The sequence below is a fragment of the Mycobacterium colombiense genome, from assembly GCF_003284935.1.
In the GTDB taxonomy this organism is placed as follows: Bacteria; Actinomycetota; Actinomycetes; order Mycobacteriales; family Mycobacteriaceae; genus Mycobacterium; species Mycobacterium arosiense_A.
The window spans coordinates 1-10,813 of the sequence record NZ_QMEV01000103.1 but is presented as its reverse complement, the minus strand read 5'-3'; the positions used below and the strand labels follow the sequence as shown (position 1 = coordinate 10,813).

Here is a 10,813-nt window from a genome sequence, read left to right as displayed (position 1 = left end):
GGCGCGCCGCGTGCAGACCTACGCCGGGACCGACCGCCAGGTCCGTGGGCGCTTGATGGATGTGTTGCGCGCCAACGATTCTCCGGTGACCCGCGCCGAGCTGGACGTGGCGTGGCTGACCGACACGGCGCAGCGCGACCGGGCGCTGTATTCGCTGCTGGCCGACGGCCTGGTGGCCCAGACGCGCGACGGACGCTTCGCCCTAGCCGGCGAGGAATGACTCCACCGCTTGGCGGTACAGCTGGGGCGCTTCGTCGTGGATCAGGTGGCCGGCTTGCGGAGCCTTCAAATAGGTTGCGGCGCTTGATATTTCCGCCATCTCTTGCATCTGGCCCGGCGGGGTGACCGAGTTGCCGGCCTCGATGAGCAGCGCGGGGGCGCGCACCGCGCGCCACTGCGCCCAGTAGTCGCGGGTGCCCCATTCCGCGGCGATCTCGATCCAGCGCGCGGTGTGTCCGTGCAGCCGCCAGCCTGCGTCGGTGCGGTCGAAGGCCTCCAGGAAATACTGGCCCGCGACGGGGCCAAACTCGGCGAAAACCCGCTCGGCGGAATCGAATTCGACCGGAAGGGCATGCAGCCACGGTTCCCAGGGGCCGGTGGTGCGGCCGCGGAAGTCCGGCGCCATGTCCTCGAGCACCAGGGCGGAAACCAGGTCCGGGTGCTCGGCGGCCAAGCACCACGAGTGCAGGGCGCCCATCGAATGCCCGACCATCCGCACCGGGCCCCGCAGCGCGCTCACCGCGTCGGCCAGATCGGCCACGAACCGTTCGGTGCTGATCGGGTGTGGATCTGCGACGTCGCGGCCCCGATGCCACAACGCGTCGTAGGTGTAGACGGTGCCCAGCCGCGTCAGCCACGGCAGTTGGCGCGGCCAGGTGGTTCCCCGCCCCATCAGGCCGTGCACCAGCACCAGCGGCTCACCGTCTCCGCCGTGACACGTCAACAGATCGCTGGGCATGGCACCATCTTGCGTGCACCGCCCAGGGCCGCCGCACCGGGATGGGCGAGGTAGCCTAGCGGCATGTCGCCTGTGGTGAAGATCAACGCAATCGAAGTACCCGCCGACGCAGGACCGGAGCTGGAGAAGCGGTTCGCCCACCGGGCGCACGCCGTCGACAATCAGCCCGGCTTCCTCGGCTTTCAGCTGCTCCGTCCCATCAAGGGCGAGAACCGCTACTTCGTGGTGACCCAGTGGGAGTCCGAAGAGGCATTCCAGGCGTGGGCGCAGGGGCCCGCCATCGAAGCGCACTCCGGGGAGCGGGCGAAGCCGGTGGCCACCGGGGCCTCGCTGCTGGAATTCGAGGTTGTGATGGACGTTGCCGGCAACAAGCAGGCTGGCTAGCGGCGCATCGGCCCGGCGCCGCGCATTGACGCTGAGCGCGGCCGCCGCACTGATAGTGACATTGGCGCCCGGTTGCGCGCCCAATCCGTCCCCGCAGGCGAACGCGGCGAATCCGGGACGCCAGATCGACACCCGGACCCCGCCCGGCGTCCGGGCCCAGCAGACGCTGGACATGCTCAACTCCGACTGGCCCATCGGTCCGGTCGGGGTCGGCACCCTCGCCGCCCCCGACAAGGTGGAGTCGGTCGAGACCACCATGGAGGCGCTGTGGTGGGACCGTCCGTTCACCCTCAACGGCGTCGACCTGGGCGCGAGCGTGGCGACGCTGCACCTGACCTCGTCCTACGGTGCCCGGCAAGACATTCGGATCCACACCGACGACGGCGGTTATGTGGATCATTTCGACCTCGACACCCAGGCGCCCACCATCAATTCGTGGCACGACATCGACGCGGTGCTGGGCAAGACCGGTGCGCGCTACTCCTATCAGGTCGCCAAGGTCAACGACGGCGACTGCGATCCGGTGGCGGGCACCAACACACACCAATCTTTGCCGCTGGCATCCATTTTCAAGCTTTACGTGCTGCATGCGCTGGCGGGCGCGATCAAGGACGGCACGGTGTCCTGGGACGACCAGCTGACCGTCACCGAAAAGAGCCGGGCCGTCGGCTCGTCGGGATTGGCATTGCCTGCGGGAGCGCATGTTTCGGTGCGGACCGCCGCCGAGAAGATGATCGCCACCAGTGACAACATGGCCACCGACCTGTTGATCGGGCGGATGGGCACGCACGCCATCGAACAGGCGCTCGCCACGGCCGGCCATCACGACCCGGCCAGCATGACCCCGTTCCCCACCATGTACGAGCTGTTCTCCGTCGGCTGGGGCAGGCCCGACCTGCGCAGCCAATGGGAGCACGGGTCACCGCAGGTCCGCGGGCAGCTGCTCGAGCAGGCGAACGCGACGCCGTATGACCCGGATCCGATGCGGGCGCACTCGCCGGCGTCCTCCTACGGCGCGGAGTGGTACGGCAACGCCGAGGACATCTGCCGGGTTCATGCGGCGCTGCAGGCCGACGCGGTCGGCAAGGCCGCACCGGTGCGCGAGATCCTGTCCGCGGTCGCGGGCATCCAGCTCGACCACAACGTCTGGCCGTACATCGGCGCGAAAGCCGGTGGCCTGCCGGGCGATTTGACGTTCAGCTGGTATGCCGTCGACAAGACGCAGCAGCCGTGGGTGGTGAGCTTTCAGCTGAACTGGCCGCGCGACCACGGGCCCACCGTGACCAGCTGGATGCTCAAGATCGCCAAGCAGGCCTTCGCGCTGATCGCGCCGCGCTGAGTCTTTACAGGCGCAGCGTCCAGCGTCCGCTGCGGAAGTGCATGGCGACGCGGCCGGCCGGTGCGACGTCGACGCGCCAAAACGATGCCGGGGTGATGTCAAGGGCCGCCACGATCGCCGCGCGGATCACCGCCGGATGGGTCACCGCCACCGTGCGTAAGGGGTTGGCGGTCAACGACTCCAGCCAGTGCGACACGCGTGAGATCAGGTCGGTGATCGACTCGCCGCCGTGCGGCGCGGCGCCCGGCCGGCTCAGCCACACCTCGAGGTCCTCGGGCGCCATGGCCGCAAGCGCCTCGCCGCGCCACCGTCCGCAGTCAAGATCGGCCAACCGTGGCTCGATCTCGGCTTGCAGCCCAAGCAGTTCCGCGGTCTGCCCGGTACGCCGCTCGGGTCCGGCCAGCGCACGCGGCGCGACGCCGGCGAGATCGCCGGCCGCTTCAACCTCGCGACGGCCGATCGCGTTCAGTGGTTCGTCGGCGGGAAAACGCCTGTGCGCCATGGCATCGGTCATGCCATGGCATACCAGGGTCAGCCGGACGACGACGTCGGTCACGCCGCGATGCTCGACTCCTGCCCTGCCCGCGCGCCGAGCAGGCGCCCGCTGATCGCCGCGAACGCCAGGCCGATACCCGCCCACAGCACCAACTGGGTGGCCAGCGACAGCAGCCGGAACTCGTAGAGGTCGTCGGCGGGAAATCCCGGATAGACGATCGTGCCCGCGGCATCGCGCAGCGGCCCGGGTGTCTCGTCGACGCTCGGCAACAGCACCCCCACCACGACGACGGCCACCAGGTAACCCGCGGCCGCCAACAGCCCGGCGTTCCACGCGCCGACGCGCGCGGCCAGGCGCCGGGCCAGCCACACCGCGCCGATCGCCAGCCCCACCGAGATCAGCACCATCAGCAAGTACCAGCCGGTGCGCGCGCCGATGGTGTCGGCCTGCCCGACCGCCGGCGGATTCGGCGGATACTTCACGAACGGCACCACGTACACCGCCCCGAACGCGGCGGCCGCCAGCCGCAACGAAAGCGCTTGCGGTTGAGCCGTTTCCGTGCGCGCATAGGCCACGCTGAACAGCACGGCGAACAACGCACCCATGGCGAGACCGAAAATCAGCACGCCGAATCCCAGCCCGGGACCCGATTGCACGCCGCGGGTGAACAACTCCGCGCCGTGCTCGTGCACGCCGTGCGCGTTCTCGGCGTCGGTGCGGCCGTCTTCAAAAGCGATCGCGCGGCCAATGACGGGCTCGGCGCACAGGCGGGCGAAAATGAACGCCAGCACCGCACCGACAGCACCCGCCAGCAGACCGCCCGCGATCAGGCGTTTCTCCACGAGACGGGGTCAGTGGCAGGGGAAGCCGAGCAGGTGGCGCGCGTCGTGCACGAACTCGTGCACGTGCGAGTCGCTGCCGAACAACGACACCGCCCCCTGGTCGACGCCGACGAAGTACAGCGCCAGCAACGCGAGGAAGAGGGTCGCGGCCAGCCAAAGCGCGGTGCTCGCCGCCGAAAGATCGATCGATCGGGTGCGGCCGCCGGTGAGCTGCGGATGGGACACAATCGGCTCCTTCTGGGGATTACGCGTCCCCGCTGGGTATGACGAGTCTCGGGTCTGACTGTGGACAGTGGCGCGACCGTTCTGGACTTTCACCAGATTCCGTGACTAGTCGATGACAACGGTCAGTGTAGGGCGCAGCGAAAACGGGCGGTAGTCCGACTGAGACTAATCCGAAGGTGGCGACCCGCTTCGCCCGGCTCCGCCGCGCTCGCGATCGCCACGCCGCCCGTTTTCGTTGGCCTGCTACTGCGCGTCCGGGCCCGGGTCCGCGGCGCTGTGCGCGCCCGCCTTGGCCAGGTCCGGCTCGGCCGGCGGCTTGCGGGTCCCCGTGAAGGTGAACGTGGCCTCCTCGCCGGCGCTTTCGCCGTCCCAGTTGTCCACGTCGACCGTCACGATCTGACCCGGACCGACCTCCTCGAAGAGGATCTTCTCCGAGAGCTGGTCCTCGATCTCGCGCTGAATGGTGCGCCGCAGTGGGCGGGCACCCAGCACCGGGTCGAAGCCGCGCTTGGCCAGCAACGCCTTGGCCTTGTCGGTCAGCTCGAGGGCCATGTCCTTGCTCTTGAGCTGGGTCGCGACGCGGTTGATCATCAGGTCGACCATCCGGATGATCTCGTCCTTGGTCAGCTGGTGGAAGACGATGATGTCGTCGATGCGGTTGAGGAACTCCGGGCGGAAGTGCTTCTTCAGCTCGTCGTTGACCTTCTGCTTCATCCGCTCGTAGTTGTTCTCACCGCCACCCTGGGTGAAGCCCAGGCCCACCGGCTTGGAGATGTCGCCGGTACCGAGGTTCGACGTGAAGATCAGCACGGTGTTCTTGAAGTCGACCGTGCGGCCCTGACCGTCGGTGAGCCGGCCGTCCTCGAGGACCTGCAACAGGCTGTTGTAGATCTCCTGGTGGGCCTTCTCGATCTCGTCGAACAGCACCACCGAGAACGGCTTGCGCCGCACCTTCTCGGTGAGCTGGCCGCCCTCCTCGTAGCCGACGTATCCCGGCGGGGCGCCGAACAACCGCGACGCGGTGAACCGGTCGTGGAACTCACCCATGTCGATCTGGATGAGCGCGTCGTCGTCGCCGAACAGGAAGTTGGCCAGCGCCTTGGACAGCTCGGTCTTACCCACACCGGACGGGCCGGCGAAGATGAACGAACCCGACGGGCGCTTGGGGTCTTTCAGCCCGGCCCGGGTGCGGCGGATCGCCTTGGAGACGGCCTTGACGGCGTCCTCCTGGCCGATGATCCGCTTGTGCAGCTCGTCCTCCATGCGCAGCAGGCGGGTGGTCTCGGCCTCGGTGAGCTTGAACACCGGGATGCCGGTCCAGTTGCCCAGCACCTCGGCGATCTGCTCGTCGTCGACCTCGGCGACCACGTCGAGATCGCCCGAGCGCCACTGCTTTTCACGCTCGGCGCGCTGACCCACGAGTTGCTTCTCGCGGTCGCGCAGGCTCGCGGCCTTCTCGAAGTCCTGGGCGTCGATCGCCGATTCCTTCTCCCGGCGCGCCTCGGCGATCTTCTCGTCGAACTCGCGCAGGTCTGGCGGCGCGGTCATCCGGCGGATCCGCATCCGGGCGCCCGCCTCGTCGATCAGGTCGATCGCCTTGTCGGGCAGGAACCGGTCGTTGATGTACCGGTCGGCCAGGGTGGCCGCGGCCACCATCGCGCCGTCGGTGATCGACACCCGGTGGTGCGCCTCGTAACGGTCGCGCAGGCCCTTGAGGATTTCGATGGTGTGCTCCACCGTCGGCTCGCCCACCTGCACGGGCTGGAAGCGGCGCTCCAGAGCGGCGTCCTTCTCGATGTACTTGCGGTACTCGTCGAGCGTGGTGGCGCCGATGGTCTGCAGCTCGCCGCGGGCCAGCTTCGGCTTGAGGATGCTCGCGGCGTCGATCGCGCCCTCGGCGGCGCCGGCACCCACCAGGGTGTGCAGCTCGTCGATGAACAGGATGATGTCGCCGCGGGTGTTGATCTCTTTGAGCACCTTCTTCAGGCGCTCTTCGAAGTCACCGCGGTAGCGGCTGCCCGCCACCAGCGAACCCAGGTCGAGCGTGTAGAGCTGCTTGTCCTTCAGCGTCTCGGGAACCTGGCCGTGCACGATCGCCTGCGCCAGGCCTTCGACGACGGCGGTCTTACCGACACCGGGCTCGCCGATCAGCACCGGGTTGTTCTTGGTGCGACGAGAGAGCACCTGCATCACCCGCTCGATTTCCTTCTCGCGGCCGATGACCGGGTCCAGCTTGCCCTCCATCGCGGCGGCGGTCAGGTTGCGGCCGAACTGGTCGAGCACCAACGACGTGGACGGGCTGCCGGATTCGCCGCCGCGGCCACCGGTGCCGGCCTCCGCGGCCTCCTTGCCCTGGTAGCCACTCAGCAGCTGGATCACCTGCTGGCGCACCCGGGTCAGTTCGGCGCCCAGCTTCACCAGCACCTGCGCGGCGACGCCCTCGCCCTCGCGGATCAGCCCCAGCAAAATGTGCTCGGTGCCGATGTAGTTGTGTCCGAGCTGCAGCGCCTCGCGCAGGCTCAGCTCGAGGACCTTCTTGGCGCGCGGCGTGAACGGAATGTGTCCCGACGGGGCCTGCTGGCCCTGGCCGATGATCTCCTCGACCTGGCTGCGCACGCCCTCGAGCGAGATGCCCAGCGACTCCAGCGACTTCGCCGCGACGCCTTCACCTTCGTGGATCAAACCCAGCAGGATGTGCTCGGTGCCGATGTAGTTGTGGTTGAGCATCCGGGCTTCTTCTTGCGCCAAGACGACGACCCGCCGTGCTCGGTCGGTGAATCTTTCAAACATCGGGTTACCTGCTCTCCCTCAACATCGGTACAAACTAGTTAACGGCCCTTCGAGCAATCCTGCCGGTTCCCTGTGGCCGGAATCGCGTACCTGTCTCCACTGTAATGGTCGGCTTGCCGGCGGGCCTAACCTTGCCGGCGCCATCTTCGCTGCGGGCCCGCTCGGTCTTCGGGTGACCTTTCTATGGCCGGTCTCACCTGCGACTGCCTGCGGCGTTGCGCGCCGTAACTGTAGAAACGTCGCGCGCTCGCAATTCGTTTCCCGCGCCGCCCGGCTATTGTTTCGCGCCCAGCGAAATGACAAACCGGCGCCCAGGCTCGGGGCCCGGGCGCCGGTCGGTACGGCCGCTACGTCGCCGCGTGGAATGCGTCGATCACGTCGGCCGGGATGCGGCCGCGGGTCGACACGTTGTGCCCGTTGCGGCGAGCCCAGTCGCGGATGGCTGCGCTCTGCTCGCGGTCGATCGCGCCGCGCCCGCGTCCCGACCCGGAACGCCCGCGCCGGCGGCCGCCGACGCGGCGGCCGGCCTCCACCCATTGCTTGAGATCGCCGCGCAGTTTCGCGGCATTCTTGGACGAAAGATCAATCTCGTAGGTCACCCCGTCAAGCCCGAATTCCACAGTTTCGTCGGCCGCGCCGGCACCGTCGAAATCATCGACCAAGGTGACGGTCACTTTTTTTGCCATTGGCTTACCCTCGCATTTCGTCCTGAGCGGATACTGAACAGATTGGATCGGACCTCCCCGGTCACCAATCTGCCATAACAGCGAAGCATACTCAATCTGTACGGAAGCCGCACAGTTGAAAGTTTGAACTACGAGTGCGGCCGAACAATCGGGAACAAAACTGTCTCTCGAATTGACAGACCGGTCAATGTCATCAACAACCTGTCGATACCCATTCCCGTTCCCGTGCATGGCGGCATCGCATACTCGAGTGCGGCGAGGAAATCCTCGTCGAGCACCATGGCTTCGTCGTCACCCGCGGCGGCAGCACGCGCTTGCGCGGCGAATCTCTCGCGCTGCACGACGGGATCGTTCAGCTCGGAGTACCCGGTGGCCAGTTCGACGCCACGCACATACAGGTCCCACTTCTCGGTGACACCCGCGATACTGCGGTGCTGCCGCGTCAAAGGCGTTGTCTCGACGGGGAAATCCCGCACGAATGTCGGGGCGACGAGCTCATTGCCCACCGTGTGCTCCCAGAGCTCCTCGACGATCTTTCCGTGCCCGTAACCGCGGTCGCGGGGGATCTCGACCCCGAGCCGATCGGCGATGCCCACCAGTTGTTCGACGGACGTCTCGGGCGTGATCTCGTCACCGAGTGCCGCGGACAACGACGGGTACATTTCGATGGAAGCCCATTCCCCGTCTATGTCGTAGACGCTGCCGTCGGGCAGCGGGAGTTGTCGGGTTCCGATCGCCTCATCGGCCACCTCTTGAATAAGCTCGCGCGTCACTACTGCCGAATCGTCATAGGTGCCGTAGGCCTGGTAGGTCTCCAGCATGGAGAATTCCGGAGAATGGGTGGAATCCGCACCTTCGTTTCGAAACACGCGATTAAGTTCGAAAACTCTGTCGAAACCGCCGACGACGCACCGCTTGAGGAACAGTTCCGGTGCGATCCTCAAGTAGAGATCGATGTCGAGCGCATTGGAATGCGTGATGAAGGGCCGCGCCGCCGCCCCTCCGGCCAGCGTCTGCAACATTGGGGTTTCGACTTCGAGAAACCCGCGCCGTTCCAACGCGTTGCGCACCGCGCGGACGACGGCGATCCGCTGCCGGGCCACCGCGCGCGCCTGCGGGCGCACGATCAGGTCGACGTAGCGCTGCCGTACCCGCGCCTCCTCGCTCATGTCCTTGTGCGCGACGGGCAGCGGCCGCAACGACTTGGACGCCATCTGCCAGGAGTCGGCCAGCACGGACAATTCGCCGCGCCGTGAGCTGATCACGTTGCCGTGCACATAGACGATGTCACCGAGGTCGACGTCGGCCTTCCACGCGTCAAGGGATTGCTGGCCGACCTTGTCGAGGCTGATCATTACCTGCAGGCTGGTGCCGTCGCCCTCCTGCAGCGTGGCGAAGCAGAGTTTGCCGGAGTTGCGCGCAAAGATCACTCGGCCGGCGACGCCGACGATGTCGTCGGTAGCGGTGTCGACGGGCAGGTCGGGGTGGGCGGCGCGGACTTCGGCCAGCGTGTGGGTGCGTTCGACGGCGACGGGGTACGGGTCGTGCCCCTCGGCGAGCAGCCGAGCGCGCTTATCCCGGCGGATTCGGTACTGCTCGGGAATGTCTAGGTCGTCGGCACTCACGACGTGCCAGCTTAAAGGACCGTGCTTTGAGGGCGCGGTGACGTCAGCGTGCCGTCTTCAGCCGCCCGCGCTGGGCGTCGCGGTTGCGTTCGAAGATCAGCCGCAGGCCGTGCAGGGTCAGGTGCTGGTCGTAGTGGCTGACCGTCTGCAGTTCGGGCAGCAGCAGCGGCGCGGTGTGGCCGGTCGCGACGATCGCGACGTCGTCGCCGGCAAAGCCGTCCACGTCCTCGCGAATGCGCCCGACCAAACCGTCGACCAGCCCGGCGAAACCGAACACCGCACCGGCCTGCATGCACTCGACGGTGTTCTTGCCGACCACCGAACGGGGCCGGGTCAGCTCCACCCGGCGCAGCGCGGCCGAGCGGGCCGCCGCGGCATCGGAGGACACCTGCAATCCGGGCGCGATCGCACCGCCGAGGAACTCACCTTTGCCCGACACGACGTCCACACAGATCGAGGATCCGAAGTCGATGACGATGGCGGGGCTGTTGAACCGGTGAAAAGCCGCCAGGCAGTTCACGATTCGGTCGGCTCCGACTTCCTTCGGGTTGTCGACGAGCAGCGGGATGCCGGTGCGTACCCCGGGCTCGATCAACACGTGGGGCACCGACGGCCAGTACTGGTCGAGCATCAGTCGCACCTCGTGCAGCACCGAGGGGACGGTCGACAGCGCCGCGGCGCCGGTGAGCCGTTCGGAGTCGTCGCCGATCAGGCCGTCGATGGTCAGCGCCAGTTCGTCGGCGGTGATCTCGGCTTCGGTGCGAATCCGCCACTGCTGCACGACGTTTGCGTGCTCCTTGGATCCCGATATCAGCCCGACGACGGTGTGGGTGTTACGGACGTCGATCGCCAGCAGCACGGCTACCGCGCAACGATCCGGGGATCCAGCAGCTCGGCCGCGTCAGCGGGCACGAACGCCGGATCGTGGCCGAGGTCGATCGGCTTGTTGTCGGCGTCGACGAAGACGATCCGCGGCTGATACGCCCGCGCCTCGGCCTCTTCCATGGTGCCGTAGGCGATCAGGATCACCAGGTCGCCCGGGTGGACGAGATGCGCCGCCGCGCCGTTGATTCCGATGACGCCACTGCCGCGCTCGCCGGTGATGGCGTAGGTGACCAGCCGGGCGCCGTTGTCGATGTCGACGATGGTCACCTGTTCGCCCTCGAGCAGGTCCGCGGCGTCCATCAGATCTGCGTCGATGGTCACCGAGCCGACGTAGTGCAGGTCGGCCTGCGTGACGGTGGCCCGGTGAATCTTCGACTTGAGCATCGTCCGTAGCATCAATTCCTCCAAGGTGATTGGGCGTATTGTCCGTCCGGCCCAGCGGTGCCGGCGGGTGTTTCGATCTGCATTTCGATGTTGTCCAGCAGCCTGGTGATGCCCAGCCGCGCCGCGACCAGCAGGCGGGCCGAGCCGTGGGCGGGCGCCGGGCCGAGACCGGCGTCGCGCAGCTCGAGGTAGTCCACCA

11 protein-coding genes and 2 pseudogenes are annotated in these 10,813 nt (G+C 67.4%); 3 read left to right on the top strand and 10 right to left on the bottom strand.

The genetic code is table 11. From position 1 onward, the window contains the following. Window positions 1–220, top strand: a pseudogene (locus DQP57_RS25125) (A/G-specific adenine glycosylase); the annotation flags it as partial. Here DQP57_RS25125 and DQP57_RS25120 read toward each other — a convergent pair. Beyond that, window positions 203–958, bottom strand: coding sequence for an alpha/beta fold hydrolase (locus tag DQP57_RS25120; protein ID WP_112635434.1), 756 nt, complete (start codon window positions 956–958; stop codon window positions 203–205). The pseudogene DQP57_RS25125 and the gene DQP57_RS25120 overlap by 18 nt on opposite strands. A gap of 63 nt (window positions 959–1,021) precedes the next feature. Here DQP57_RS25120 and mhuD point away from each other — a divergent pair, with 63 nt between their 5' ends. Together mhuD and DQP57_RS25110 are read left to right on the top strand one after the other, a co-directional pair. Continuing rightward, entirely contained in the window at window positions 1,022–1,342 is a 321-nt protein-coding gene (mhuD, locus tag DQP57_RS25115) for a mycobilin-forming heme oxygenase MhuD (RefSeq protein WP_007772332.1), read from the top strand. Then, the gene (locus DQP57_RS25110; protein ID WP_112635432.1) at window positions 1,317–2,681 is read left to right on the top strand and encodes a serine hydrolase; all 1,365 of its coding nucleotides are present in this window, start codon (window positions 1,317–1,319) and stop codon (window positions 2,679–2,681) included. Before mhuD ends, DQP57_RS25110 begins: the two co-directional genes overlap by 26 nt. 4 nt (window positions 2,682–2,685) lie before the next feature. Here the strand turns inward: DQP57_RS25110 and DQP57_RS25105 are convergent, their stop codons facing one another. From DQP57_RS25105 to DQP57_RS25065, 9 genes and pseudogenes are all read right to left on the bottom strand, one after another. After that, window positions 2,686–3,237: a histidine phosphatase family protein gene (locus DQP57_RS25105; protein ID WP_112635430.1), complete on the bottom strand. Its 552-nt coding sequence runs from the start codon at window positions 3,235–3,237 to the stop codon at window positions 2,686–2,688. Then, a complete protein-coding gene (locus tag DQP57_RS25100) occupies window positions 3,234–4,019 on the bottom strand; it encodes a CbtA family protein (protein WP_112635428.1) in 786 nt (261 codons plus the stop codon). Before DQP57_RS25100 ends, DQP57_RS25105 begins: the two co-directional genes overlap by 4 nt. A gap of 9 nt (window positions 4,020–4,028) precedes the next feature. Beyond that, a complete protein-coding gene (locus tag DQP57_RS25095) occupies window positions 4,029–4,244 on the bottom strand; it encodes a CbtB domain-containing protein (protein WP_112635426.1) in 216 nt (71 codons plus the stop codon). A gap of 243 nt (window positions 4,245–4,487) precedes the next feature. Continuing rightward, on the bottom strand, window positions 4,488–7,034 hold the full coding sequence (clpC1, locus tag DQP57_RS25090) for an ATP-dependent protease ATP-binding subunit ClpC (protein ID WP_112635424.1): 2,547 nt from the start codon (window positions 7,032–7,034) through the stop codon (window positions 4,488–4,490). Window positions 7,035–7,381: 347 nt separating this feature from the next. Next, window positions 7,382–7,720, bottom strand: a complete 339-nt coding sequence (gene lsr2 / locus DQP57_RS25085) for a histone-like nucleoid-structuring protein Lsr2 (protein ID WP_066868403.1) — start codon at window positions 7,718–7,720, stop codon at window positions 7,382–7,384. 128 nt (window positions 7,721–7,848) lie between these two features. Then, on the bottom strand, window positions 7,849–9,345 hold the full coding sequence (lysS, locus tag DQP57_RS25080; protein ID WP_112635422.1) for a lysine--tRNA ligase: 1,497 nt from the start codon (window positions 9,343–9,345) through the stop codon (window positions 7,849–7,851). 43 nt (window positions 9,346–9,388) lie between these two features. After that, window positions 9,389–10,204, bottom strand: a complete 816-nt coding sequence (locus DQP57_RS25075; protein WP_067100080.1) for a type III pantothenate kinase — start codon at window positions 10,202–10,204, stop codon at window positions 9,389–9,391. Window positions 10,205–10,206: 2 nt separating this feature from the next. Next, entirely contained in the window at window positions 10,207–10,626 is a 420-nt protein-coding gene (panD, locus tag DQP57_RS25070; protein ID WP_112635420.1) for an aspartate 1-decarboxylase, read from the bottom strand. Beyond that, window positions 10,626–10,813 (bottom strand): annotated as a pseudogene (locus DQP57_RS25065) (pantoate--beta-alanine ligase); the annotation flags it as partial. The gene panD and the pseudogene DQP57_RS25065, both read right to left, overlap by 1 nt.

Excerpts from the sequence above, each read along its gene's own strand:
- panD (WP_112635420.1), bottom strand. The coding sequence starts at position 10,626 with ATGCTACGGACGATGCTCAAGTCGAAGATTCACCGGGCCACCGTCACG.
- lsr2 (WP_066868403.1), bottom strand. The coding sequence starts at position 7,720 with ATGGCAAAAAAAGTGACCGTCACCTTGGTCGATGATTTCGACGGTGCC.
- mhuD (WP_007772332.1), top strand. The coding sequence starts at position 1,022 with ATGTCGCCTGTGGTGAAGATCAACGCAATCGAAGTACCCGCCGACGCA.
- clpC1 (WP_112635424.1), bottom strand. The coding sequence starts at position 7,034 with ATGTTTGAAAGATTCACCGACCGAGCACGGCGGGTCGTCGTCTTGGCG.
- DQP57_RS25120 (WP_112635434.1), bottom strand. The coding sequence starts at position 958 with ATGCCCAGCGATCTGTTGACGTGTCACGGCGGAGACGGTGAGCCGCTG.